Origin of the sequence: Shewanella indica (assembly GCF_033842865.1) — a bacterium.
In the GTDB taxonomy this organism is placed as follows: Bacteria; Pseudomonadota; Gammaproteobacteria; order Enterobacterales; family Shewanellaceae; genus Shewanella; species Shewanella indica.
The window spans coordinates 1,872,673-1,896,759 of record NZ_JAWXXR010000001.1; the positions used below are offsets into that span (position 1 = coordinate 1,872,673).

Sequence of the window (24,087 nt, forward strand, 5' to 3'; positions counted from 1 at the left end):
CTTGTCCATTTTGGTTTATTTATTAGATTTTATAACTGTATAAACAATGGCTTTGGTGAGAGCCTCCTGATTACCGGGCTAATGTTATTGATCTTACAGGGTGTCATCTTGTTTGTGGGAGTTGATTCCTGTTGTCTAAGGAGGGTGTATGTTAATGCAGCAGAGAAGCAGCAATATCCATGTGAGTCATAACGGTTTTTCTAAAGAAGAATCTCTCTTTCAAGCGGATTGTAAACCTTTGACACAGGCTCATTTACAAGAAATAGTTGCCAGAGAGGTTAATGGATGTATAAAGAGTGTTGCATATGAAGTTTTATTTAGGCCAGGAATGCAGCACAAGAATGTTGAATTTTTTTATCAAAATTTAAAGTGTAAAGAGCTATTAAGTTTATCATTGGAGCAGTTGCACCAGTTAGCTGTGATTGATTATAGGAATCTTGATGTATTGGCTTTGACAGGGCGTAAAATAAAACGTTTGTTTATTAATGTTGAAGCCAGGGTGATAATGGCATTGGAAGCTGAACTGGTTTGGCTAAATGATACATTGAAGCAACAGGATATTGAATTGGTTATTGAGATAACTGAACGTTTGAATTCGGATTGCGCTCACCCGGCTTTTATTAGTGTGGCAAAGCTGCATGATAGAGGACTAAAAATAGCTTTGGATGATTTTGAGCCTGAAGGAGATCTAAGACAGGGTTGGATAGGTACTGGCTGTGTTGATTATATTAAATTGATCTTGCCTAATGGTTTTGAGTGCTCTGAGAAGATAAGAGCCGATTTTATTGAGCATGTCTATCAGTTGAAGGATAAAGCCTTACTGAAAGTGATTGTTGAAAAGGTCGAGAGCTTGGACCAGTTTTTGGCGATGGAGTTTGTGCCTTATGACGGTTTACAGGGATACTTCTTTTCAGTACCAACTGAGCTCCTTCCAATACGTCTAAAGACACATGCTTTATTGCGATGACTAGAGATAGAAGACTTAGGGAAAAGTGCGAATAAGTCCTTCAGGGGCTTGTTTTCATCTTTCCTGGTTGTCGATTGGATAAAAAAGGTCACTGTCACGGCAAAAATTTCTCGTTATCTGAATGTAAAATCTACTGATAGATTGTGTGAGACTTCTCTGTGCCGTTCCGCGAAACGACACTTTACTCACACAAGGAAACCAGATGAAAAGCTTAACTTTACTGTTGGCCGGTATGTTACTCAGTGGTGCTGTTTTGGCTGTCGATGAAGAAAAAGCATTGCCTCAAGCCAGTGAAACCGACGTTCAACAACTGCTGCAAGCCTGTTTGCAGATGGCTGATGAAGACGCGGTTCCAGTCGAAGAGCGTCAGGAGTATCTGCTGACTTGCGTTAATGATCAACTCAATGAAATGGGTTATCAGCCTTTGGAAAGTTTGCCACAGGTTAATTAATCTCCACAAAAGTAGCTCATTTGTGTTTTAATTCCCCGGTATACGAGATGTGTTGTTTGCCTGGGGGATGGATACCTTGCTGTTGAATCTACTTAATACGTCGTGGGGAGATAGCTTCATACCACGACGTAAACTTCTTTTGTTTATCCTACCTTGGCTAACTGTTTTTCTGGTTTATCCTGCCAAGCCTTTGGCTCAATCTCATCCGATACGGGTGAGCTTTATTAATCCAGGTTCTGCTCAGGAAAGTTTCTGGGGCGATATAGACAGCCTTATGTTGACAGCAGCTACCGAGCTAAATATTGAGTTGGAAATATTGCATGCCAATAGGGATCATTTTCGGATGATAGCTTTGGCACAAGAATTGGCTACCCGTAAACAGTTACCTCAATACATTATTTTGGTTAATGAAAAAAATGTTGCCGTAAAAATGTTGGCTGCCTTTGAAGGTTTGCCTGTTAAGACTCTTTTGTTGCTCAATGATGTGGCTCCCGAGGTGCGTCATTTGTTGCAACAACAGCCTTACTGGCGACAGCATCTGTTGCCGCCTTTGATCCCTGACAATGAACGGATAGGCTTTCTTACTGCGCAGGCCTTGTTGCAGCAGGTGGGGCCAGGGACGCAACAAGTGCTGCTGATTTCCGGCGATAAGGGAACGCCAGCATCTATAGCCCGGACTCAAGGGGCAATAAATGGCTTCAGAGAAAGAGGGGTAGAGCCATTACAAGTCGTCTACGGTCATTGGCAAGAGCAAAGAGCCAAGACGCAAACAGAAATTCTGCTGAAACGTTACCCGGAGCTGAAAGGGATCTGGACCGCCAATGATCACATGGCCTTTGGTGCTATTGCGTCGCTGGAGGAAAAGGGACTCAGGCCAGGAGAGGATATATTCATTGCCAGTATCAATACTTCCTCCAAGGTGCTTGATTGGCGTAGCCAGGGGCGAGTCAGTGTCCTGGGCGGCGGTCATTTGCTGGCAGGAGCCGAGGCGCTCAGGCGCATTCGCGACGACAGTGAGGCTAAGCCTTGGAATGAGGAGGTCTCCTCAATGTTCAGGCTGTTGGTTCCGGGCACAGAACCTTTCAATCTGCTAGAGCAACGAAACTGGCGGGCACTGCTCGCTTGGTACCAACAGACATCGGAAGTAACGCATTGAAGCAAAGTTCTGTCATCAGTCACAAGATGACCTTGGTTATCATAGGTGTCAGTTCATTCTTTGCCTTGATGACCATGGTGGCCCAGTTGTTCTGGAACTATCAGGATGGTGTTGAGGGCGGTAATCGTAGGCTAAATGAATATGTCGAAGCCAATCTGCCCGGTATTGCACAGGCCATTTGGGATGTGGACCATAAGTTGCTGCGGGATATACTGATTGGCATAGGCATGCAGCCTTATGTCTCCGGCGCGTCTTTGTCCAGTGTCGATGGGATTACCCTGCAAGTGGGAAATAATCAGGCCCAGGATAATGAAACCTTTTTGTTTCCAATAATCTACCGTCAGCAACAGATAGGTGAGCTTAAGGTTCAACGCAGCCGCAACCAGCTCTATTATGAGTTGTGGCGGCAGATGATCCTGATAGTCGTGGGTAATGGCTTGAAAACCCTGCTGATGATCTACGTGATTCTGACTCTGGTGCGCAGTCTGGTTACCGGAAGATTGGCGGCGCTGGCCGCATACGTCAATCGTATCGATTTGGGACAACCGCGAAAAGTGCCCTTACCTAATGAGGTAGGGGCGGCAAATCAAGATGAAATTGGCAGCGTGGCCCGCGCCATAGAGCAGATGTACCGACGTATTAGAACCGACTTTGCTCGCAAACGCTGGCAGCAGAGGCATTTGACTCGAGGGCAAAGGCAATTGTCCGAGCAGGTGGAATTTAGCCATAAAGAACTGGCTTGGCAGGCCAGAGCCAATGAGTTATTGGCGGATCTATCATTGCAGTTTCTGAAGGTACAGCCAGGGGATGTCGATCAGGCTTTGGCCGATGTAGGTCGTCAGATTGCCGAGTTGTTTGCCGTCGAGCGGGTTACCTTGCTGGAGATCAAAGAACAACAACTCTGTTATCGTAGCGTCTGGAGTCGTCGGGGGAAGCCTCATTCTTCAAGTTACATAGATATCAGTGAGTTGAATCGCTTTGCTGAGCAACTCAACACCAGACATATGATTATCGTGGAGGATGTGGAAAATCTACAATCTGACGATAGCGCCGAATATAGGTTACTCAAACAGTTGCAGTTACGTTCCCTGGCGCTGTTTGCCATCACAGATGGGCAAGACTTGCTGGGGATTTTGTCGCTAAGCAATAGTCAATCTCCAAAACTTTGGCCTCAATCCCGCCGTGCCATGTTGACTCAGTTTGCCGCTGCGCTCAACGAGCTCCTGGTCAGGGAGCGCAGGGATTTACAGATGTTGGGGCTGCAACGTGAGCTGTTGGGGCTGAATCACAAACTTAAACAGCTTTCGGAAACAGATGAGCTAACTGGATTGGCCAACCGACGTCCCTTTACCGAATCTCTGGCGTGCTTGCTGGCTTCGGAAGAGGGGGGCGCCTTGATAATGCTGGATGTCGATCACTTTAAAGCTTTTAACGATTGTTTTGGCCATCCGGCCGGTGACCGGGTATTGCAGCGTTTGGCGCAGGCCATGCGTAAAGCTCTTCCTGAACGCGCCTTGCTGGCCAGAGTCGGCGGCGAAGAATTTGCCTTGGTGTTGCCGGGAGTCGACCGCAGGCAAGCTGAGGGTGTTGCCGAAACCTTGTTGACTCAGGTTCGGGAATTGCAAATTACTCATGGCTCAGCACCCGCAGGTATAGTCACTATCAGTCTTGGATTGGCACTCCTGACCCCGAATACACGGGATTTGAGTGAGGTTATTCGGCTGGCAGACAAGGCGCTCTATCAGGCTAAACATCAAGGACGTAATAATTGGTGTATTGCGCAATAGCCTGGAATTCAGTGGTCTGTGAAGGCTTGCAGTAACAGTTGCAACTCGCCGCTTTTTTCCAGTAGGGTGACGCCGCTATTGAACTCTTCAAGCAGTGCCATCTTGTGTGGGCTTTGTCTGGATACCAGCATATAGAAGGGTTCTGGCCGGGTGTGGGGAACCGCTTGCGTTGCTAACCCAAAGTCCTGGGGATTGCGCTTCATCAGCTTTAAGGTGCCGCTGAAAACCTCCAGCCGTGCCAGAAAGAAGTCACATCTGCCCCGTTGCAGTAACTCGGGGATCAACGGCAGATCTTTGCTCAAAGACAGTGGCAGAGAGTTGTTCCAACCGAAGTGATGGTAATTGAAGCCGCGAATGCCACAAACTGTGCCTATCCGCGTTAGCTCCGTCAGCGAGTTGAATTTTAGACCCTTTGGGAAGCGCTGTTTGAGAAACACCACCCCAGGGGTGAGGTGGTAATAGGAGCGCGATAGCAGGAACTTACGCCGTCGCTCTGGGTTGGCTGAGGCGCTCATGGCGGCATCTATCTTGCCCAATTCCACTTCCAACATGCACCTTGGCCAGGGAAGGGCGATGATGTGTAACTGCCAACGCGGTGGCGTAAACAGTCGATAAAGCAGCTGAATATCATAGCCGTCACTGTTATGGGACTTACGGCCATCTATTCTGGAAAAGTAATTGAAGGGTGGAAATTCGGACTCTTCGACACATATTTTTAATGGTATGCCGTTAAGCTCATCTTTTGCGTTGGAGACCGGTGAGATAAGCATCACTGTCAAAAATGCGGCAAACGGATATAATGTGAACTTCATTCCGGTAGAAGAAGCCTGCAATGGGTTTCTTGGAGTATAGCAAAGCCACTCAATTCGCCAGTTTAGTACCCGTACCGGTAACCAGTTCGCCTTTAGACCTCCCAGTCACTCCACATTCAGGCCTGGATATAAGGGCACGGCATAGAAGCGCTTTGTAACTAACCTAAGGTGTTGTATGAGTTTATTCGATAATTTGGTGATTATCTTTTGCCTGATCGGAACCAGCTGCTTTTTTTCCATGTCTGAAATTGCCCTGGCCGCTTCCCGTAAAATCCGTTTGCGACAGATGGCCGATGAGGGAGATTTGCGCGCCGAAAAAGTGTTGGCGCTGCAAACCACTCCGGGCAGTTTTTTCACCGTAGTGCAGATTGGTCTCAATGCCGTTGCCATCATGGGTGGTATAGTCGGTGAGTCTGCTTTTACCCCTTATTTTGCGGCAGCTTTGGCCCATGTGGTTCCGCCGCCCTGGGTAGGACAGGTAAGCTTTGTGTTGTCTTTCGTATTGGTGACCAGTCTGTTTATTCTGATCGCCGACCTGATGCCCAAACGGGTTGCCATGGCCTTACCGGAGAAAGTGGCCGTTAACTTGGTAAACCCCATGCTTATCTGTATTGCCTTGCTGCGCCCCTTTGTATGGGTATTCAATGGCATGGCCAACGGTATCTTCAAACTGCTGCAGATACCTACTGCCCGCAATGATGAAATCACCCCTGATGATATCTACGCCATTATGGATGCCGGTGCCGAGGCCGGTGTGCTGGATAAGGGCGAGCAGCAGATGATCGAGAATGTATTTGAGATGCAATCTGTCAGCGTCACCTCGGCGATGACCGCCCGTGAGAGCCTGGTGTATTTCCTGTTGCAGGATGATGAAGACGCTATCAAGAAAAAAATCGCCGAGGATCCGCACAACAAGTTTTTGGTGTGTGATGGTCAGCTGGACAATATCAAAGGTGTGGTGGACGCCAAGGAACTGCTGCTGCGGGTGATCAACGGCCGCAAGATAGATTTGAAAGATACCTCGTTAGTGCGCAACTGCCTGATTATTCCCGACACCCTGAGTCTGTCGGAGGCCATGGAATATTTCCGTCATCACAGGGCCGACTTTGCGGTGGTGATGAATGAATACGCTTTGGTGGTGGGGATTGTGACCACTGACGATCTGCAAAGTGCGGTAATGGGCGCCTGGTCGCTGCATGAAAGTGAAGAACAGATAGTGCCCCGTGACGCCAATTCCTGGCTGGTGGACGGGGTGACGCCGATAACCGACGTGATGCGTGCCTTTGGTATTGAGGAGTTTCCGCAAAACCAAAACTATGAAACCATAGCCGGTTTTATGATGTATACGTTACGCAAGATCCCCAAGCGTACCGACTCGGTTAACTACGCAGGTTATAAGTTTGAGGTGGTGGATATAGATGCCTACAAGGTTGACCAGTTGCTGGTCACCCGCCTCTTGCCTCAGGAAGATCAACTGCCCAAGGATGAAGAGTCACTCGATATTTAAGGTAAGCTCGAAGGGCGTGGCATAAAGACCATCGACTGAGTTAAGCATTTTGCATAGGGCTCAGTTATAAGTGGTAAAGCCCGCCCGACTTTCCAAGCCTTAGCTAAATCACTTCCAGAAACGCACTTACCAAGGGATCCTGGCGCCGCTTGGCCTTGCAGCAGCACCCCAGCTCAAAAGGGGCTATCTCGGCCGGTGAGGCCAGGGTTTTTATCCTCTCGCCCAGTGGACTGTTGGCTACCACTACATCCGGAGTGATGCTGACACCGCAGCCCAGAGCCACCATGGGCACTATCGCCTCGTGGCCCGATACCTGGGCATAGATATTGGCTTTGATCCCCATCGCCTTGAACCAGCGCTCGGCCCGTAAACGCCCGGGGCCGTGGTCGGGCACGATAAAGGGCAGTTGCTCCCAGGGAATAGGATTTTGCGCCAGCAGCGACTGCAACTGACAGTTGATGGTGGGCGCGATAATCGACAGTGGCACCTCTCCTATGGGGGCAAAGTGCAGACTCGGCGGAAAGTCCTGCGGCAGAGCGGCGATGGCGATATCCGCCCTCTGCTGCTGAATTTCCTGTACCGCATCGGCGGCATCACCCGTGGTGAGTTTGATGTCGACCAGGGGCTGCTGGCGGCGAAACTTATCCAATAGGGCCGGCAGGTGGCTATAGGCTGCCGTGACCGAGCAATAGAGTTGCAGCGTGCCCCTCAGCAGCTTTTGCTGCGGATCCAGCTCGCGGCGCAGTTCCTGCCACTGAGTCAATGTCTGGCTGGCGAAGCGGCGAAAGGCTTCGCCAGCGTGGGTCAGGGTGACGCTGCGGTTGTCCCGCTCCAGCAGCTTGCTGCCCACTTCATCTTCCAGCCTTTGCAGGGTGCGGCTTAAGGTTGAAGGGCTGACATGCATCCGGGTGGCGGTGCGGGAAAAATGCAGGGTGTCGCAGAGATCCAGATAGAGTTTTATCGCCCGAATATCCATGCCGTTTTGCCTCTTTTGTTGTTGCGTTTTGTGCAACATGACATGCCGAATATATCATTTCAAGCAATTTAAACCATGGGCTATAGTGATTTGCATCACTGAGCCGTTTCGGCTTGGTCCCAGGAATTTGGTTAAACAGGTGGCTAAGATGGCAAATTACTTCAATACCCTGAATCTGCGGCAGCAATTGGCACAGCTGAGCCAGTGCCGTTTTATGGAGCGCAGCGAGTTTGAAAACGGCTGTGACTATATCAAGGACTGGAATATTGTCATCCTTGGCTGTGGTGCCCAGGGGCTCAATCAGGGGTTGAACATGCGTGACTCAGGGCTGAACATCGCCTATGCCCTGCGCAGTGAAGCCATAGCCGAGAAACGTGCTTCCTGGCAGCGGGCCACCGAAAACGGTTTCAAGGTGGGCACCTTCGAAGAGCTGATCCCCACAGCCGATCTGGTACTGAACCTGACACCGGACAAGCAGCACACTCCTGTGGTCAATGCGGTAATGCCCTTGATGAAACAAGGTGCGACCCTGTCCTATTCCCACGGTTTCAACATAGTGGAAGAGGGGATGCAGGTGCGGCCGGACATCACTGTCATCATGGTGGCGCCCAAGTGCCCAGGTACCGAAGTGCGTGAGGAATACAAGCGTGGCTTTGGGGTACCGACACTGATCGCCGTGCATCCTGAGAACGATCCCAATGGCGACGGTCTGGAGATCGCCAAGGCCTATGCCAGTGCTACCGGCGGCGATCGTGCCGGCGTGCTGCACTCCTCGTTTATCGCCGAGGTGAAGTCTGATCTGATGGGCGAGCAGACCATTCTCTGCGGCATGCTGCAGACAGGGGCGATTTTGGGTTACGACAAGATGGTGGCCGATGGCGTTGAGCCGGGTTATGCCGCCAAGCTTATCCAGCAGGGCTGGGAAACCATCACAGAGGCGCTCAAGCATGGCGGTATCACCAATATGATGGATCGCCTGTCCAACCCGGCCAAGATCAAGGCGTTTGAAATTGCCGAAGAGCTTAAGGTGTTGCTGACCCCGCTGTTTGAAAAACATATGGACGACATCATCAGCGGCGAGTTTTCCGCCACCATGATGGCCGATTGGGCCAATGACGACGCCAATTTGCTGCGCTGGCGTGAAGAGACCAATAACACAGGTTTTGAAAAGGCGCCGACCTGCGCCGAGCAGATAGATGAGCAGACCTATTTCGACAAGGGGATCTTGCTGGTGGCCATGATCAAGGCCGGGGTGGAACTGGCGTTCGATACCATGGTGGATGCCGGGATCATCGAAGAGTCGGCCTATTACGAGTCGCTGCATGAGACGCCGCTGATTGCCAACACCATAGCCCGTAAACGCCTCTATGAGATGAACGTAGTGATCTCGGATACCGCCGAATATGGCTGTTACCTGTTTAACCATGCCGCCGTGCCGCTGCTGCGTGACTATGTCAACGCCCTCTCTCCCGAGGTCCTGGGCGCCGGTCTCAAGGATTCGGGCAATGGGGTCGATAATCTGCGTCTGATCGAGGTCAACGAAGCGATTCGCCATACGGCCGTCGAGTATGTCGGTGCCGAACTTCGCGGTTACATGACTGAAATGAAAAGGATAAACCTGCAAGATTGACGTAAACGTCAGCTTGATTGCCGCCGGCGGCAATCAAGCTGTTTAGGCGAGCCATTGGCGAGGGTGCCATAGCCAGGCCAAGTTGGAAGATTTTCAGGTTGTGAATTTTTTTGTTGTGTTCTGAAAACACTTTATGGTAATGGTTAATAAGTGCGCCGCCAAAGGGCTCGCCAAGCAGATAAATTGAATACAGGAAACTGTCTGAGAAATGTTTAACTTAAGCGCCAAGCTCCTCCTCGTGATTATTACCGTCGTGATTATTCCATCACAGCGGGGGCGGCTCGTGGCGCGACGACAGACCAGATAGGGTCAGAAATTGCAAACAAACCCCCCGCTCCGAAAGGACCGGGGGGTTTGTCGTTTCAGGGCCATTGAAAACTTAAACAGCAGCAAAAATAGGCGAGATAACAAGATGGAACAAGGGCAGAAGATCAGCGGCAGTGAAGCAGTTATCAAGGTATTGGCCGCCCATGGGGTGAACACGGTTTTTGGTTATCCCGGCGGAGCCATCATGCCTATCTACGATGCTCTCTACGACAGCCAGATCGAACATCTGCTCTCCCGTCATGAACAGGGCGCCGCCTTCGCCGCCGTCGGTTATGCCCGCTCAAGCGGCAAGACGGGCGTCTGCCTGGCTACCTCGGGCCCGGGGGCGACCAATCTGATCACCGCCTTGGCCGATGCGCTGCTGGACTCAGTGCCGCTGGTGGCCATCACGGGCCAGGTTTCCACCTCTGTGATAGGCACAGATGCCTTTCAGGAGATGGACGTGCTGGGCATGAGCCTGTCATGTACCAAACACAGTTTTATGGTGACCCGCGCCGAGGAACTGGTTGCTACCCTGTACCGCGCCTTCGAAATCGCCGCCTCCGGCCGTCCCGGTCCTGTGTTGGTGGATATCCCCAAAGACATCCAGCTTGCTCAAGTGGAATACAAGGCGCCGCTGCAGGCGGTGCCCGATGAGCCTGAGCTGGACCAGGCGGCTTTGGCAGAAGCCAACGCCTTGCTGGCGGCTGCGCGCCAACCCATGTTGTACGTCGGTGGCGGCGTCGGTATGGCGGGCGCAGTAGAGCCGCTGCGGGCCTTTATTCAGCGCAGCGGTATTCCTTCGGTGGCAACGCTTAAGGGGCTGGGCGCCATAGCCCACGGCACTCAAGGTTACCTGGGCATGCTGGGGATGCACGGCAACAAGGCCGCCAATCTGGCGGTGCAGCAGTGCGATCTGCTGCTGGTGATCGGTGCCCGTTTCGATGACAGGGTCACGGGTAGGTTGGAGAGCTTTGCCAGCAAGGCCAAGGTGATCCACCTGGATATCGATGCCGCCGAACTTGGCAAACTGCGCCAGCCGGATGTGGCCATGGATGGGGACTTAAGAAGCATATTGACGCAACTGGCGCCGCAAGCGCTGCAGATAGCACCCTGGCAGGCGGAAGTCGAGCACCTGCGGACGCTGCACCAGTGGGATTACGCCCACCCAGGCTCACTCATCTATGCGCCAGCCATGTTGCGCCGTCTGGCCAACAAGCTGCCGAGTGACTCTGTGGTGAGCTGTGATGTCGGCCAGCACCAGATGTGGGTTGCCCAGCATATGCACTTTCGCCGCCCGGAAGATCATCTTTCCAGTGCCGGGCTTGGCACCATGGGCTTTGGCTTGCCGGCGGCCATAGGCGCGCAGATGGCAAGGCCGGATGCCACTGTGGTCACGGTTTCCGGCGATGGTTCTTTCATGATGAATGTGCAGGAGCTGACCACCATCAAGCGTCGTAAACTGCCGGTGAAGATACTTTTGATAGATAACCAGAAGTTGGGCATGGTGAAACAGTGGCAACAGCTGTTTTTTGAAGAGAGATACAGCGAAACCGACCTGTCCGATAACCCCGATTTTGTTACCCTGGCGTCCTCCTTCGATATCCCCGGACGCACCATCTACTCGGCCGATGAGGTTGAGCAGGCACTGGATGAGATGCTCAGTGCCAAAGGCCCCTTCCTGCTGCACGTCGCCATAGACGATGCCTTTAATGTCTGGCCGCTGGTTCCCCCCGGCGCCTCCAACTGTGAAATGATGGAACAAACGGAGAAGCGATCATGATCCATAATCTGGAATTGACCCTGGAACAACGCCCCGAAGTGCTGGAACGTGTATTGCGGGTAACCCGTCACCGCGGCTTTACCGTCCGCGATATGCATATGACACTGGCCGAGGATCAGCGCCTGCAGCTGGCAATGGCGGTCGACAGTGACAGAGCCATAGAGCTGCTGAGTCGTCAGTTGACTAAGCTGGTAGACGTGGCCCGCTGCACTGTGCGGCCCGCAAGCAGCCTCTCCCGTACCGTCAACGGCTAACCAAGAATCATCAGAATAAGCGTAAGGAATTGAGCAATGCCCAAACTCAGATCAGCAACCAGTACCGAAGGCCGCAACATGGCCGGAGCCCGAGCCCTTTGGCGTGCCACAGGGGTCAAGGAAGGCGACTTCGGTAAGCCCATTATCGCCATTGCCAATTCCTTCACTCAGTTTGTTCCCGGTCATGTACACCTGAAAGACATGGGCTCTCTGGTGGCATCGGCCATCGAAGAGGCCGGTGGCATCGCCAAAGAGTTCAACACCATAGCGGTCGATGACGGCATCGCCATGGGTCATGGCGGCATGCTCTATTCCCTGCCTTCCCGTGAACTGATTGCCGACAGCGTCGAGTATATGGTCAATGCTCACTGCGCCGATGCTCTGGTGTGTATCTCCAACTGCGACAAGATCACCCCCGGCATGTTGATGGCGGCGCTGCGGCTCAATATCCCTGTGGTATTTGTCTCCGGCGGGCCTATGGAAGCGGGCAAGACCCAACTGTCCGATAAGCTTATCAAGCTGGATCTGGTGGATGCGATGGTGGCGGCGGCCGATGACAGGGTATCCGATGCCGACAGCGAGAAAATCGAACGCAGCGCCTGCCCAACCTGTGGCAGTTGCTCCGGCATGTTTACCGCTAACTCGATGAACTGCCTGACCGAGGCGTTGGGGCTGTCGCTGCCGGGCAACGGCTCCATGTTGGCGACCCACAGCGACCGGCGCGAACTGTTTTTGGAGGCGGGCAGAAGAGTGATGGCGCTGGCCAAGCGTTACTACTTGGATGATGATGCCTCGGTATTGCCGCGCAATATTGCCAACTTCAAGGCGTTCGAGAATGCCATGACCTTGGATATCGCCATGGGCGGTTCTTCCAACACTGTGCTGCACCTGTTGGCTGCGGCTCAGGAAGCCGAAGTGGATTTCACCATGACAGATATCGACCGCCTCAGCCGCAAGGTGCCGCACCTTTGCAAGGTGGCACCTTCGACCCCTAAATACCATATGGAAGATGTCCACAGAGCCGGTGGCGTAATGGGGATCTTGGGTGAGCTGGAACGCGCCGGTTTATTGCACACGGATGTTAATCATGTGGCGTCCGATGATGGCTCGCTTGAGTCTGTGTTGGCCAATTATGATGTGATGCGCACCGAGTCTGCGAAAGTAAAAGACTTCTTCCGCGCCGGCCCCGCGGGGATCCCTACTACCCAGGCCTTCAGCCAGGATTGCCGCTGGCCATCACTGGATACAGATCGCCGTGAAGGTTGTATCCGCAGCCGCGAGTTTGCTTTCAGTCAGGAAGGGGGCTTGGCGGTACTGTCCGGTAATCTGGCCGAGCATGGCTGCATAGTGAAAACCGCCGGGGTGGATGAATCCAACCTGAGGTTCAAGGGCGTGGCCAGGGTATATGAGAGCCAGGACGAGGCCGTTGCCGGGATCCTCGGCGGTGAAGTGGTCGCCGGGGATGTGGTGGTTATTCGCTACGAAGGCCCCAAAGGTGGCCCTGGCATGCAGGAGATGCTTTATCCCACCAGTTACCTCAAGTCCCGCGGTTTGGGCAAGGCCTGCGCCTTAATCACAGATGGCCGCTTCTCCGGCGGTACCTCTGGGCTGTCCATAGGCCATGTGTCACCGGAAGCCGCCTCAGGGGGCACTATCGCCTTGATTGAAAATGGCGATGCCATTGAAATCGATATCCCGGCCCGCAGCATCACGCTTAAGCTGAGTGATGCAGAGCTTGCCCGGCGCCGTGAGGCGATGCAGGCCAAGGGGCCTTTGGCCTGGAAGCCGTTGGCGCGGGTACGCCCTGTGTCGCTGGCGCTTAAGGCTTATGCCATGTTGGCCACCAGTGCCGACAAGGGCGCCGTGCGCGATCGCACTAAGTTGGAGGGCTAGTATGTTGGCGCTGGCATCCAAGAGTCAGCTGTCGCTGGCCAACTATTATCTGCAGAAGATCCTCTTGTCCCATGTCTATGATGTGGCGCGGGTTACCCCGCTGTCGAGTCTGAACAAGTTGTCGGCCCGTTTGGGCTGCCAGGTGTTTCTCAAACGCGAGGATATGCAACCGGTACACTCGTTCAAGCTGCGCGGCGCCTATAACCGCATCGCCGCCTTGAGCCCCGCTGAGTGCGAAAACGGAGTAGTATGTGCCTCGGCCGGTAATCATGCCCAGGGTGTGGCCATGTCGGCTTCGAGTCGCGGGGTCGACGCCGTGATAGTGATGCCAACCACCACTCCGGACATCAAGATAGATGCGGTGCGCCGCCTCGGCGGCAATGTGGTGCTTCATGGGCAGTCGTTCGATCAGGCCAATCAGTATGCCATGTCGCTGGCCCAGGATGAGGGGCGGGTGTTTATTCCCCCCTTCGATGATGAGGCGGTGATCGCCGGGCAGGGCACGGTTGCCCAGGAGATGCTGCAGCAGCAAAGAGATCTTGAAGTGGTGTTTGTGCCAGTGGGTGGCGGTGGCTTAATCGCCGGCATTGCCGCCTACTACAAAGCAGTGATGCCCGAGGTGAAGATCATCGGCGTCGAGCCGGAAGATGCCGCCTGTCTCAAGGCAGCGCTGGAAGCGGATGAACCTGTGACGCTGGAGCAGGTGGGTTTGTTTGCCGATGGGGTGGCGGTTAAGCGTATAGGTCAGGAGCCTTTTCGATTGGCGCGGGAATATGTCGATGAGGTGGTGACTGTCAGCTCGGATGAAATCTGCGCCGCGGTCAAGGATATCTTTGAGGATACCCGCGCCATTGCCGAACCTGCCGGTGCTTTGTCGCTGGCCGGGCTGAAAAAGTATGTCGGTGACAAGGGCAAGGGCGAGAAACTGGCGGCGATTCTCAGCGGAGCCAATGTCAATTTTCACAGCCTGAGATATGTGTCCGAGCGCTGCGAGCTGGGCGAGCATAAAGAGGCGGTACTGGCAGTGACCATTCCGGAAAGGCCGGGTTCCTTCCTGCATTTTTGTGAACTGCTGGAGCGGCGGGTGATGACAGAGTTCAACTATCGTTTCAGCGGGCGCGATCGCGCCGTGGTCTTTGCCGGGATCCGTCTTAGCGAAGGTGTCAGCGAGCTGCAGGCGATTATCTCATCTCTGGAGAGTGCCGGTTTTGCGGTGCAGGATCTATCTGCCGATGAGGCGGCCAAACTGCATGTGCGTTATATGGTGGGCGGCTTGCCACCCGAGCCTTTGGAAGAAAAACTGCTCAGCTTTGAATTCCCGGAGCATCCCGGAGCCTTGCTGCAGTTTCTCACGACATTAAAGAGTAAGTGGAACATCAGTTTGTTTCACTATCGCAACCATGGCGCCGCCTTTGGGCGGGTGCTGGCCGGCTTTGAAGTGCCCAAGGCCGATGAAGCCGCCTTTGATCAGTTTCTGGATGAGTTGGGGTTTGTCTGTCAGGACGAAACGGATAACCCCGCTTACCGGCTGTTTCTGGCGCGCCCAGGCCAGTGAGATCCTGAAAGGATTAAGGTCGACTGTCTTCGCCAAAAGCAGGGGCAGTCCGGCGGTCAGTTTTATGCTATGGTCTTGAGTTATTATTCTAATCCGTACCCTGAAACCTCTTGTAAGGAGAGCCAAGATGTTTGCTGCACCCTCGGTTAGCGCTTTTAACCCTCCCCGCCGGATCCTGATGGGCCCCGGCCCTTCGGATGTCTATCCTCAGGTATTGGCGGCGCAGTCGCGGCCGACGGTTGGGCATCTGGATCCTCTGTTTGTGGCCATGATGGATGAGCTCAAGAGTCTCATTCAATATGCGTTTCAAACCCGCAACGAGATGACTATAGCGGTTTCTGCCCCGGGCAGCGCCGGTATGGAGACCTGTTTCGTTAACCTGGTGGAGCCGGGCGAAAAGGTGATTGTCTGCCGTAATGGGGTGTTTGGCGACAGAATGCGCCAGAACGTCGAGCGGATTGGCGCCGAGGCGGTGATGCTGGATTTCGAATGGGGCACAGCGGTTGACCCAGAAGTGGTGGAAGCTGCGCTGAAGGCGCATCCCGATGCCGCCTTCCTGGCCTTTGTGCACGCCGAAACCTCCACCGGCGCGCTTTCCGACGCCAAAACGCTGTGCGCCCTGGCGCGTGAGCATGGCTGTCTGTCGATTGTCGATGCCGTAACTTCCCTCGGAGGCGTCGAGCTCAGAGTCGATGATTGGGGCATAGATGCCATCTATTCCGGCAGTCAGAAGTGCCTCTCCTGTGTGCCGGGTTTGTCCCCAGTGTCCTTCTCTCCGGCCGCCGTCGCTAAACTCAAGGCGCGCAAGAGCCCGGTGCAGAGCTGGTTCCTGGATCAGTCTCTGGTGATGGGGTATTGGAGCGGTGATGGCAAGCGCAGTTATCACCACACAGCGCCGGTTAATGCCCTGTACTCGCTGCACGAAGCGCTGCGGTTACTGGCCGAAGAGGGGCTGGAAAATGCCTGGCAGCGCCACCGGGAGATGCACCTTTTGCTGCGTCAGGGGCTTGAGTCCATGGGGCTAGAATTTGTGGTGGCCGAGCAGAGCCGCTTGCCGCAGCTCAACGCAGTTTATATCCCGCAAGGTGTCGACGATGGCGCCGTGAGAAAGCAGCTGTTGGATAATTATAATCTGGAGATAGGTGCCGGCCTCGGCGCCTTGGCCGGAAAGGCTTGGCGTATCGGCCTGATGGGTTACGGTGCCAGACGGGAAAATGTTGCCCTTTGCCTGCGGGCTCTGGCCGAAGTGCTTAACTGATCTTTAGATAAACGCCCCGCCTAATGACGGGGCGTTTTCGTTTTAGCCTTTACTCACAGCCCCGTTAAACCAAGGTTCCAGGCGGCGATAGCTGTGACTGCCGACATAGATAGTCAAGGCCGACAATATTCCTCCCAGCAGGGTCGAGGTTAATACATCGACACTCCAGTGCATTCCCAGCAACATACGGCTCAGCCCCATCAACAGCGCCCAGCAGATAAGCAGCGCCGGAAGCCAGAGATTGTTGTGCCTTAGCAGAAAGAAACTGCTGCACATAGTCAGGGTCACGGCAAATATGGTATGGCCGGAGGGAAAGGAGAACCCTGTTTCTATCTGCCAGTGGCGCTGGATCTGTGTCGAGATCGGCATATCCAGCGGTGATACCCCGGGAAGAACCTGGGCCAACAGCTCCCTGCGGGCATATTTGTCTATGCTGTAGAACTCCTTGATATCCAGATGCTGCTGGTGGGACAGCCATTCGATATAGGGCCGTGATTCGGCAAATACCAGCTTGAGCTGTTCATTGAGCAACAAACACAGCACCAAGCCCAGCGAAGTGCAGAACATCATCTTCAGCCAGCTGCCCCTCGGCAGGATAAAAAAGCTGATGGCAAACACCAACAACACAGTGCTTACGCCCCAGGGGGCCGAACCGGACACGGTTAACCAGTACCAAAACTGAGCGGCGGCACTGTCGAGATTGAGCCAGGGGAAGAGCGGCTCTGACAGGGAAAACAGCGCCAGCGGCAAGCTGAGCAGAAACAGCCAACAAATGGCCAGGGAGGTCAAAGGGACGGCTGCATATTTCATTAATACACCCTTATCGGAACGGACAAACCGCCATTGTGCCAGAGAAAGGAAGTGCAGCAAGTACTATTCAGTGTTTGGTTAAGCTGAGTGTCATGTTGCGCTAAACAGGGGCCGAAGTTGTTTTCTGCTACCGGGGCGCGGTGGCAATGAGGGCCAGGATTGATGACACTGATTAAAAACGGCTACAGAGTACCCAGAGTTTCTGATATGGCATTGTCTTGATATAGCCAATGTGACTGAAAGTTGAATATAAAAAAGCCCCTGCTAGAGGGGCTTTCCAAGAATTCAAATACCAAGTGGATTACTTGATTTTGGCTTCTTTGTAGATAACGTGCTGACGAACTACGGGATCAAATTTTTTGATCTCCATTTTCTCAGGCATGTTACGCTTGTTCTTGTCGGTAGTGTAGAAGTGACCAGTCTTGGCGCTTGAAACCAGCTTGATCTTCTCACGATTTCCTTTAGCTTTAGCCATTTTCTATTACACCTTCTCGCCACGGGCACGAAGTTCAGCAACAACGACTTCGATACCTTTCTTGTCGATAATGCGCATACCCTTGGTAGAAACGCGCAATTGTACGAAACGCTTTTCGTCTTCTAACCAGAAACGGTGGTTCTGCAGGTTAGGTAAAAAACGACGACGAGTTGCGTTTTTTGCGTGCGAACGGTTGTTACCAACCATTGGTCGCTTGCCAGTAACTTGGCATACTCTTGACATGTCAATCTTCTCCAAAAAACAATTTTAACGCTCGAGCATTAATGTGCCTCGTATGGCCGTCGCCCGAGGCACAAAGAGGGCGCATGTTATACAGGATAACTGAGGAAAGATCAAGCGATGGATCAAACTATCCATCCGCGTTCTGCGAAGGAAACTATCTCGCAATCCCCTACAACCATATGATCCAGAAGTGAAACATCTATGGTTGCGAGCGCACATTTCAACCGCTCAGTAATTCGCCTGTCAGCCTGGCTGGGCTCAGCCACGCCGGACGGGTGATTATGGCAAACTATGACCGCCGCGGCCTGTTTTTCCAGCACCAGTCTAACCACCTCTCGCGGATAGACGGATGCAGAGTCCAGGGTGCCATGGAATAATTCCACGAATTGGATTACTCGGTGCTGGCTGTCCAGCAACAGAATCGCAAACACCTCGGTGGCACGGTCTGCTAATTGTCTCATTAAATAGTCGCGAGTCAAATCCGGATTTGTCAAAACCGGCCCTCTTTGCAGCTTTTCCCGGGAAATTCGCCTCGAAAGTTCGGCGGCGGCCTGCAATTGGGTATATTTCACCGGTCCCATTCCCGGAATTCGGGCAACTTGATTCAGCGGTGCCACCAAAAGTTGCCGCAGTGAGCCGAATGCCGCGAGCAAATCTCTGGCCAATTCGACCGCACTCTGTCCCGCCAGGCCGTTACGCAGCAAGACCGCCAGTAACTCGGCATCACTCAGGCTCTTGGCTCCCTGCTGCAGCAACTTTTCCCTTGGGCCCTCTCCTGTAGGCCAGTCTCTGATACCCATCCTTGGCTCCCGTCCCTGTGCCCTATACTTTGTTTCAATTATGGTCGAGATTTTTGAAGCTGCATCCTGCCAAGTCGGGGGAGCTTTGTGATATCTTAGCCGCCAATTACCATCAGTTGATTGTCTCTATGAGCCTGAAGCATAAAAAAATCCTCTTGGGGATTGGCGGTGGCATTGCCGCCTACAAGAGTGCCGATCTGGTGCGGCGCCTGCAGGACAGAGGTGCCGAAGTCAGGGTCGTCATGAGCCAGAGCGCCATGGAATTCATTACTCCGCTGACCTTGCAGGCGTTATCCGGCCATCCTGTGGCCTCAGATCTGCTGGATCCTGCGGCCGAGGCTGCCATGGGGCATATCGAATTGGCCCGCTGGGCCGATCTGGTTATCATTGCCCCCGCTACCGCCAACCTGTTGGCCCGCATTCGTGCCGGTATGGCCGATGAACTGATCACCACCACCTGCCTGGCAACGGCGGCTAAGGTGATGCTCTGCCCGGCGATGAACCAACAGATGTACCAAAACGCAGCGACCCAGGAGAACCTCAAGGTGCTGGCAGAGCGCGGCTATGGTATCTGGGGCCCGGATAGCGGTAGCCAAGCCTGTGGTGAAGTCGGCCCGGGGCGTATGCTGGAACCCAATGATATCGCCCAGCGAGCCGCCGCTTGCTTTGAGCCACAGCTGTTGGCCGGCCAAAAGTTGCTGCTCACCGCCGGACCGACCCGCGAAGCGATAGATCCTGTGCGTTATATTTCCAACCACAGCTCAGGCAAGATGGGGTTTGCACTGGCCTCTGCGGCGGCGCAGATGGGCGCCGAAGTGACTCTGGTCAGCGGCCCGGTTAATTTGGCTACCCCGGCAGGGGTGACTCGAGTCGATGTGCAATCGGCCAAAGAGATGCTCGATGCCGTGATGCAACGGGTGGAACAACAGGATATTTTTATTGGCTGCGCCGCAGTGGCAGACTATCGTGTCGCCGATGTCGCCGAAGCCAAAATAAAAAAATCTTCCGAAACCATGGCATTGGCACTTGTGCGTAACCCGGATATTCTGGCCACGGTCGCCAGCCATTCTATCCGGCCCTTTACCGTGGGTTTTGCGGCAGAAACCCATGAAGTGGAGACCTACGCGCGTGACAAGCTCAAGCGCAAGAAACTCGATATGATTGCCGCCAACGATGTGTCTGTTCCGGGTCAGGGTTTCAATGCCGACCGGAATGCTCTGAAAGTATTTTCTGCAACAGGTTGTGATGAACTGCCGGCCACCGACAAGTTGAGCCTGGCCAAACAGTTGCTGATCCTGATAGCGAAGCATAAAAACCACTCATGAAAACACCCATAGAACTGAAAATTCTCGACTCGCGTATTGGCAGTGAATTTCCGCTGCCAAGCTATGCGACCCCAGGCAGTGCCGGCATGGATCTGCGCGCCATGCTGGACACCAGCATCACCATAGCCCCGGGTGAAACAGTGTTGATCCCGACCGGAATTGCGGTTCACGTGGCCGACCCTTCTCTGGCGGCGGTGATCCTGCCCCGCTCGGGGCTGGGCCATAAAAACGGCATAGTACTCGGCAACCTGGTCGGCCTGATCGACTCTGACTATCAGGGCCCGCTGATGGTTTCCTGCTGGAACCGCAGCCAGACACCTTTCACCCTGGAGATAGGTGACCGCTTGGCCCAATTGGTGTTTGTGCCCGTCGTTCAAGCCCAGTTCAAACTGGTGGATGAGTTTGACACCTCGGACAGAGGCGAGGGTGGCTTCGGTCACTCAGGCACTCAATAATCCCTGCCACTGACAGAGCGAAACATGGCTGTAAAAGAAAAAATCAATCGTCGTGAACACATACTCCAATCCCTTGCCAGAATGCTGGAAACCAATCCGGGGCAAAGGATTACCACTGCCAAGTTGGCCTCGGAAGTTGGCGTGTCGGAAGCGGCGCTCTATCGCCACTTTCCCAGCAAGGCGCGGATGTTTGAAGGCCTGATTGAGTTTATTGAAGACTCTCTGCTGTCACGCATCAACCTCATCATGGATGAGGAGAAAGACACCATGAAACGCTGCCAACAGGCACTGCAGCTGTTATTGGTGTTTGCCGAGCGCAACCCAGGGATCTCCCGGGTTCTGAGCGGTGATGCCCTGCTGGGCGAAAATGAGCGTCTCAGAGAACGGATCAATCTGTTGTTTGCCAAGTTGGAAACCCATCTAAAGCAGATCCTGCGGGAAAAGTCCCTGCGAGAAGGGCAAAAATTCGCCCTGGATGAAGCCATTCTGGCAAATCTGCTGTTGGCGGTGGCCGAAGGTCGCATTGCCCAGTTTGTTCGCAGTGAATTCAAGCTCAAGCCAACGGCTCACTTCGAGGAGCAGTGGCAGTTTATTCAAAGCCAGTTATTGCAGAGCTGAATACCCTATTTTTTCGGGATAAAGGACGGTAAAAACCGTCCTTTTTTTATGGATTTAGCCTTGTCCAAACTCAAGCATTTAATTAACATTGAACAAACATGGGTTACTTATAATAAACACAAGGATGTAAAATGAAATTCCAACCTTTGTTGACCGGTATATTATTGCTGGCCCCCGCACTCGCACTGGCCCAGAGTAATCAAACGCCCACGCCGGCAGAAATTTTCAGCCAGGGGGCGCAATACACCAATGTGAAAATCTCCCCCTCCGGTGACTATCTCAGCGTGATCATGAATCACGAAGGAAAAGATAAGCTACTGATCCTGAATACTGAAGACCTCAGTGCCAAGCATATTGTTTACTTCCCGGGCAATGCCCAAGTGGGCAGTTACACCTGGGTCAACGATGAACGTGTCGTGGTCGCCAAGGAATACCTCAAGGGCTGGGATGATCGCCCGCTCTACTATGGTGAATTGATGGCGGTGAATGCCGATGGCTCCAAGGTTGCTTATCTGTTCGGTTACAATTCGGGCCAGCAACAAACCGGTTCCCACTTGAAGAAAAACACCGCCATCCAGGCCACTGCCTATGTGCTCGATCCCTTGCCGGATGATGACCGTTACATGTTGGTTAATGCCATCCCCTGGAACGGCGGTCGCAGCCTGGATTACGAACAGTTGCAGGATGTCTATCGGGTTGATGTCTACCGCGGCACTCGCAAGAAAATTACCCGTTCTCCCATAGGAATGGCCAGCTTCATGACAGATGATGACGGTGAGGTGCGCTTTGTGGCCGGTCAGGACAGAAGCAACAACACCCGTATTTTCTACCGTAATGAAGGCGAATGGATTGACACCGACAAGCTGAATATCGGCCTGAAGGACTTTACCCCAATCTCCTTCACCGAAGACCCCAACAGCGTCTATGCCGCCGCTTCCCAGGCAGATGAGCCCAAGGCCGTGTATCGGGTCAACCTGAAAACCGGTGAAAAGAAGATGATGGTCAATGACGCCAGAGTCGAGCCGGACAACTTCTGGATCAACGGCCAAAACAAACAGCTCTACGCGGTGGAGTTTGCCAACGGTTACCCAACCTACGCCTTTGTTGATCCGGAAGATCAGCATGCAGTGTATCTGAAGCAGCTGCTGGCCAGCCTGCCGGGGCATCAGGTTCGCATCATCAGCGAGACCCGTAACGCCGACAAGATGATCATTCTGGCCTTCAACGACCGCAACCCGGGTGATTACTATCTGTTTGATACTAAAACGGTCAAACTCAGACATCTGCTGCGTACCATGGAAAGCATAGATCCGGCCAAAATGGCTGAAGTGAAACCCATGGATATCAAGGTGCGTGACGGCATGACGATTCAGGCTTATCTGACCTTGCCTCCCGGCAAAGATCCCAAGCAGTTGCCTCTGGTGGTCAACCCGCACGGCGGCCCACACTATGTCAGGGACAGCTGGGGCTTTAATCCTCAAAACCAGATGCTGGCCAATCAGGGCATAGCCGTACTGCAGGTTAACTTCCGCGGTTCGGGTGGTTATGGCGAAGCCTTCCAGCAAGCGGGCTACCGCAAGTGGGGCAGTGAAATTCAGTACGACATCATAGACGCCACCCGCCATTTGATAGATCAAGGCATAGTGGACAAGCAGCGCATCTGTATCGTCGGCGGCAGTTTTGGCGGCTACAGCGCGTTGCAAAGCTCGGTCATGGAGCCGGATCTGTTCAAGTGCGCCATCGGCTTTGCCGGGGTGTACGATCTGGAAATGATGTTTAAAGAAGGTGACGTGCAGGCACGTGACTCGGGCACTAGCTACCTGCGAACTGTGCTTGGTCAGGATCAAGCCGTGCTGCGCGCTATGTCGCCCACTCGCAACGTCGACAAGCTCAAGGCCAACCTGCTGCTTGTGCACGGCGGCAATGATGAGCGCGCCCCCATAGAGCAGTTTGAAGCCCTGGAAGATGCGCTCAAGAAGCATAACTACCCCTACCAGAAAATCATCATGGATGATGAGGGCCACGGTTTCTACGATGAAAGCCACAGAGCCATCTACTATCAGAAAATGCTCAACTTCCTGAAGCAGAATCTGGGCGTTTAAGTTTAACTGCCGTAAACCAAGCCGCTCTCCAGAGAGCGGCTTTTTTCGTGCTATGGGGCTTTTCTGGTATGAATTTACAGCAAATAGCGGTATCCTCCGCTTCCCGCAGATAAATGTGAAAAGCGTCACACAGCTTGCGCGGACAGTAACAAACGGAAGGCGCTTGCTTGGCGTCTATCCGCCGGAGGAAAACAATGGCATTGAGTGAAGCAGCTTTGATGGTTCAGACCGCGCTCCTGGAGCGAGGACTCGAGACCCCCATGGTACCCTGTGGCTTGTCGGCCGAGGAGCGCAAGGAAAAAATAGAGGCCCATATGAAGGCCATTTTGACCTTGATGTCGCTGGATCTGAGCGACGATAGCCTGATGGATACGCCGAAACGTATCGCCAAGATGTATGTCGACGAAATTTTCTCCGGCCTCGACTATGCCAACTTCCCCAAGATCACTGTTATCGACAACAAGATGGGCTTCGATGAAATGGTGCGGGTGCAGGATATCAGCCTCACCAGCACCTGTGAGCACCATCTGGTGACCATAGACGGCACGGCCACTGTGGCCTATCTGCCGCGAAAGAAGATCATCGGCCTGTCGAAGATCAATCGCATAGTGCGTTTCTTTGCCCAGCGGCCACAGGTGCAGGAGCGCCTGACCCAGCAAGTACTGGTCGCGTTGCAGACCCTGCTGGAAACCAAAGATGTGGCGGTAAAAATGGATGCGGTGCATTACTGCGTTAAATCCCGCGGTGTGATGGACTCCACCAGCTCCACCACCACTACGGCTCTTGGCGGCGTGTTCAAGTCCAACCCGGCCACCCGCGCCGAGTTTCTGCATCAGGCCAAATAGCCTCTCCGTAATAAAAAAACGCTGCCAAGGCAGCGTTTTTTGTTGGACTGTACAGCAAGTTACTCAAGCTTCTTTAAGA

22 protein-coding genes are annotated in these 24,087 nt (G+C 53.4%); 16 read left to right on the forward strand and 6 right to left on the reverse strand.

Features of this window, described 5'->3' with window-relative positions; translation table 11 throughout:
• Nucleotides 1-148: 148 nt before the first annotated feature.
• The 4 genes from SIL79_RS08705 (at nucleotide 149) to SIL79_RS08720 (ending at nucleotide 4,361) form a co-directional block, all read left to right on the forward strand.
• Nucleotides 149-967, forward strand: a complete 819-nt coding sequence (locus SIL79_RS08705; RefSeq protein WP_319619152.1) for an EAL domain-containing protein — start codon at nucleotides 149-151, stop codon at nucleotides 965-967.
• Nucleotides 968-1,169: 202 nt separating this feature from the next.
• Nucleotides 1,170-1,418 (forward strand): hypothetical protein, encoded by a 249-nt coding sequence (locus SIL79_RS08710; protein WP_039035769.1) that lies wholly within the window; start codon nucleotides 1,170-1,172, stop codon nucleotides 1,416-1,418.
• 67 nt (nucleotides 1,419-1,485) lie between these two features.
• Nucleotides 1,486-2,574, forward strand: coding sequence for an ABC transporter substrate-binding protein (locus SIL79_RS08715; RefSeq protein ID WP_319619153.1), 1,089 nt, complete (start codon nucleotides 1,486-1,488; stop codon nucleotides 2,572-2,574).
• Nucleotides 2,571-4,361 (forward strand): sensor domain-containing diguanylate cyclase, encoded by a 1,791-nt coding sequence (locus tag SIL79_RS08720; protein WP_319619154.1) that lies wholly within the window; start codon nucleotides 2,571-2,573, stop codon nucleotides 4,359-4,361. The genes SIL79_RS08715 and SIL79_RS08720 overlap by 4 nt, the downstream gene beginning before the upstream one ends.
• Before the next feature lie 8 nt (nucleotides 4,362-4,369).
• Here SIL79_RS08720 and SIL79_RS08725 read toward each other — a convergent pair whose 3' ends face one another.
• Nucleotides 4,370-5,173, reverse strand: a complete 804-nt coding sequence (locus tag SIL79_RS08725) for a substrate-binding periplasmic protein (RefSeq protein WP_319619155.1) — start codon at nucleotides 5,171-5,173, stop codon at nucleotides 4,370-4,372.
• 175 nt (nucleotides 5,174-5,348) lie between these two features.
• On the opposite strand from SIL79_RS08725, the gene SIL79_RS08730 reads away from it, so the two are divergent.
• On the forward strand, nucleotides 5,349-6,680 hold the full coding sequence (locus SIL79_RS08730) for a hemolysin family protein (RefSeq protein ID WP_039035770.1): 1,332 nt from the start codon (nucleotides 5,349-5,351) through the stop codon (nucleotides 6,678-6,680).
• Nucleotides 6,681-6,783: 103 nt separating this feature from the next.
• Here SIL79_RS08730 and ilvY read toward each other — a convergent pair whose 3' ends face one another.
• Nucleotides 6,784-7,656, reverse strand: coding sequence for an HTH-type transcriptional activator IlvY (ilvY, locus tag SIL79_RS08735; RefSeq protein ID WP_025010072.1), 873 nt, complete (start codon nucleotides 7,654-7,656; stop codon nucleotides 6,784-6,786).
• Nucleotides 7,657-7,804: 148 nt separating this feature from the next.
• On the opposite strand from ilvY, the gene ilvC reads away from it, so the two are divergent.
• The 6 genes from ilvC to SIL79_RS08765 all read left to right on the forward strand — a co-directional run bounded on the left by ilvC (nucleotide 7,805) and on the right by SIL79_RS08765 (nucleotide 16,335).
• A complete protein-coding gene (ilvC, locus tag SIL79_RS08740) occupies nucleotides 7,805-9,286 on the forward strand; it encodes a ketol-acid reductoisomerase (RefSeq protein WP_071476404.1) in 1,482 nt (493 codons plus the stop codon).
• Between the two features lie 412 nt (nucleotides 9,287-9,698).
• The gene (gene ilvG / locus SIL79_RS08745; RefSeq protein WP_162206616.1) at nucleotides 9,699-11,375 is read left to right on the forward strand and encodes an acetolactate synthase 2 catalytic subunit; all 1,677 of its coding nucleotides are present in this window, start codon (nucleotides 9,699-9,701) and stop codon (nucleotides 11,373-11,375) included.
• Nucleotides 11,372-11,629 (forward strand): acetolactate synthase 2 small subunit, encoded by a 258-nt coding sequence (gene ilvM / locus SIL79_RS08750; RefSeq protein ID WP_025010070.1) that lies wholly within the window; start codon nucleotides 11,372-11,374, stop codon nucleotides 11,627-11,629. Before ilvG ends, ilvM begins: the two co-directional genes overlap by 4 nt.
• A 36-nt stretch (nucleotides 11,630-11,665) precedes the next feature.
• On the forward strand, nucleotides 11,666-13,522 hold the full coding sequence (gene ilvD, locus SIL79_RS08755; RefSeq protein ID WP_319619156.1) for a dihydroxy-acid dehydratase: 1,857 nt from the start codon (nucleotides 11,666-11,668) through the stop codon (nucleotides 13,520-13,522).
• Nucleotide 13,523: 1 nt separating this feature from the next.
• On the forward strand, nucleotides 13,524-15,077 hold the full coding sequence (gene ilvA, locus SIL79_RS08760) for a threonine ammonia-lyase, biosynthetic (RefSeq protein WP_144361409.1): 1,554 nt from the start codon (nucleotides 13,524-13,526) through the stop codon (nucleotides 15,075-15,077).
• Nucleotides 15,078-15,204: 127 nt separating this feature from the next.
• Nucleotides 15,205-16,335, forward strand: coding sequence for a pyridoxal-phosphate-dependent aminotransferase family protein (locus SIL79_RS08765; protein ID WP_144361408.1), 1,131 nt, complete (start codon nucleotides 15,205-15,207; stop codon nucleotides 16,333-16,335).
• A gap of 42 nt (nucleotides 16,336-16,377) precedes the next feature.
• Here the strand turns inward: SIL79_RS08765 and SIL79_RS08770 are convergent, their stop codons facing one another.
• The 4 genes from SIL79_RS08770 to radC all read right to left on the reverse strand — a co-directional run bounded on the left by SIL79_RS08770 (nucleotide 16,378) and on the right by radC (nucleotide 18,663).
• On the reverse strand, nucleotides 16,378-17,145 hold the full coding sequence (locus SIL79_RS08770; protein WP_162206619.1) for a phosphatase PAP2 family protein: 768 nt from the start codon (nucleotides 17,143-17,145) through the stop codon (nucleotides 16,378-16,380).
• 301 nt (nucleotides 17,146-17,446) lie between these two features.
• The gene (gene rpmG / locus SIL79_RS08775; RefSeq protein ID WP_025010872.1) at nucleotides 17,447-17,620 is read right to left on the reverse strand and encodes a 50S ribosomal protein L33; all 174 of its coding nucleotides are present in this window, start codon (nucleotides 17,618-17,620) and stop codon (nucleotides 17,447-17,449) included.
• A gap of 6 nt (nucleotides 17,621-17,626) precedes the next feature.
• Nucleotides 17,627-17,863 carry a 50S ribosomal protein L28 gene (rpmB, locus tag SIL79_RS08780; protein ID WP_028769274.1) on the reverse strand — a complete coding sequence of 79 codons (237 nt, stop codon included), beginning with the start codon at nucleotides 17,861-17,863 and terminating at the stop codon, nucleotides 17,627-17,629.
• Nucleotides 17,864-17,985: 122 nt separating this feature from the next.
• Nucleotides 17,986-18,663 (reverse strand): RadC family protein, encoded by a 678-nt coding sequence (gene radC, locus SIL79_RS08785; RefSeq protein ID WP_039035359.1) that lies wholly within the window; start codon nucleotides 18,661-18,663, stop codon nucleotides 17,986-17,988.
• 128 nt (nucleotides 18,664-18,791) lie between these two features.
• On the opposite strand from radC, the gene coaBC reads away from it, so the two are divergent.
• The 5 genes from coaBC (at nucleotide 18,792) to folE (ending at nucleotide 24,008) form a co-directional block, all read left to right on the forward strand.
• Nucleotides 18,792-19,988, forward strand: a complete 1,197-nt coding sequence (coaBC, locus tag SIL79_RS08790) for a bifunctional phosphopantothenoylcysteine decarboxylase/phosphopantothenate--cysteine ligase CoaBC (RefSeq protein WP_039035387.1) — start codon at nucleotides 18,792-18,794, stop codon at nucleotides 19,986-19,988.
• Complete coding sequence (gene dut / locus SIL79_RS08795; RefSeq protein ID WP_025888140.1) at nucleotides 19,985-20,443, forward strand: dUTP diphosphatase; 459 nt, start codon at nucleotides 19,985-19,987, stop codon at nucleotides 20,441-20,443. Before coaBC ends, dut begins: the two co-directional genes overlap by 4 nt.
• 24 nt (nucleotides 20,444-20,467) lie before the next feature.
• Nucleotides 20,468-21,061: a nucleoid occlusion factor SlmA gene (gene slmA, locus SIL79_RS08800; RefSeq protein ID WP_025010868.1), complete on the forward strand. Its 594-nt coding sequence runs from the start codon at nucleotides 20,468-20,470 to the stop codon at nucleotides 21,059-21,061.
• Nucleotides 21,062-21,192: 131 nt separating this feature from the next.
• Nucleotides 21,193-23,163 carry an alpha/beta hydrolase family protein gene (locus SIL79_RS08805; protein ID WP_039035360.1) on the forward strand — a complete coding sequence of 657 codons (1,971 nt, stop codon included), beginning with the start codon at nucleotides 21,193-21,195 and terminating at the stop codon, nucleotides 23,161-23,163.
• A gap of 194 nt (nucleotides 23,164-23,357) precedes the next feature.
• Nucleotides 23,358-24,008, forward strand: coding sequence for a GTP cyclohydrolase I FolE (gene folE, locus SIL79_RS08810; protein WP_025010867.1), 651 nt, complete (start codon nucleotides 23,358-23,360; stop codon nucleotides 24,006-24,008).
• Nucleotides 24,009-24,087: the final 79 nt, after the last annotated feature.

What these genes read in the sequence shown, in the direction of transcription:
- SIL79_RS08705 (WP_319619152.1), top strand. Translation starts at nt 149, where the DNA reads ATGTTAATGCAGCAGAGAAGCAGCAATATCCATGTGAGTCATAACGGT.
- SIL79_RS08710 (WP_039035769.1), top strand. Translation starts at nt 1,170, where the DNA reads ATGAAAAGCTTAACTTTACTGTTGGCCGGTATGTTACTCAGTGGTGCT.
- SIL79_RS08715 (WP_319619153.1), top strand. Translation starts at nt 1,486, where the DNA reads ATGGATACCTTGCTGTTGAATCTACTTAATACGTCGTGGGGAGATAGC.
- SIL79_RS08725 (WP_319619155.1), bottom strand. Translation starts at nt 5,173, where the DNA reads ATGAAGTTCACATTATATCCGTTTGCCGCATTTTTGACAGTGATGCTT.
- SIL79_RS08730 (WP_039035770.1), top strand. Translation starts at nt 5,349, where the DNA reads ATGAGTTTATTCGATAATTTGGTGATTATCTTTTGCCTGATCGGAACC.
- ilvY (WP_025010072.1), bottom strand. Translation starts at nt 7,656, where the DNA reads ATGGATATTCGGGCGATAAAACTCTATCTGGATCTCTGCGACACCCTG.
- ilvC (WP_071476404.1), top strand. Translation starts at nt 7,805, where the DNA reads ATGGCAAATTACTTCAATACCCTGAATCTGCGGCAGCAATTGGCACAG.
- ilvG (WP_162206616.1), top strand. Translation starts at nt 9,699, where the DNA reads ATGGAACAAGGGCAGAAGATCAGCGGCAGTGAAGCAGTTATCAAGGTA.
- ilvM (WP_025010070.1), top strand. Translation starts at nt 11,372, where the DNA reads ATGATCCATAATCTGGAATTGACCCTGGAACAACGCCCCGAAGTGCTG.
- ilvD (WP_319619156.1), top strand. Translation starts at nt 11,666, where the DNA reads ATGCCCAAACTCAGATCAGCAACCAGTACCGAAGGCCGCAACATGGCC.
- ilvA (WP_144361409.1), top strand. Translation starts at nt 13,524, where the DNA reads ATGTTGGCGCTGGCATCCAAGAGTCAGCTGTCGCTGGCCAACTATTAT.
- SIL79_RS08765 (WP_144361408.1), top strand. Translation starts at nt 15,205, where the DNA reads ATGTTTGCTGCACCCTCGGTTAGCGCTTTTAACCCTCCCCGCCGGATC.
- SIL79_RS08770 (WP_162206619.1), bottom strand. Translation starts at nt 17,145, where the DNA reads ATGAAATATGCAGCCGTCCCTTTGACCTCCCTGGCCATTTGTTGGCTG.
- rpmG (WP_025010872.1), bottom strand. Translation starts at nt 17,620, where the DNA reads ATGGCTAAAGCTAAAGGAAATCGTGAGAAGATCAAGCTGGTTTCAAGC.
- rpmB (WP_028769274.1), bottom strand. Translation starts at nt 17,863, where the DNA reads ATGTCAAGAGTATGCCAAGTTACTGGCAAGCGACCAATGGTTGGTAAC.
- radC (WP_039035359.1), bottom strand. Translation starts at nt 18,663, where the DNA reads ATGGGTATCAGAGACTGGCCTACAGGAGAGGGCCCAAGGGAAAAGTTG.
- coaBC (WP_039035387.1), top strand. Translation starts at nt 18,792, where the DNA reads ATGAGCCTGAAGCATAAAAAAATCCTCTTGGGGATTGGCGGTGGCATT.
- dut (WP_025888140.1), top strand. Translation starts at nt 19,985, where the DNA reads ATGAAAACACCCATAGAACTGAAAATTCTCGACTCGCGTATTGGCAGT.
- slmA (WP_025010868.1), top strand. Translation starts at nt 20,468, where the DNA reads ATGGCTGTAAAAGAAAAAATCAATCGTCGTGAACACATACTCCAATCC.
- SIL79_RS08805 (WP_039035360.1), top strand. Translation starts at nt 21,193, where the DNA reads ATGAAATTCCAACCTTTGTTGACCGGTATATTATTGCTGGCCCCCGCA.
- folE (WP_025010867.1), top strand. Translation starts at nt 23,358, where the DNA reads ATGGCATTGAGTGAAGCAGCTTTGATGGTTCAGACCGCGCTCCTGGAG.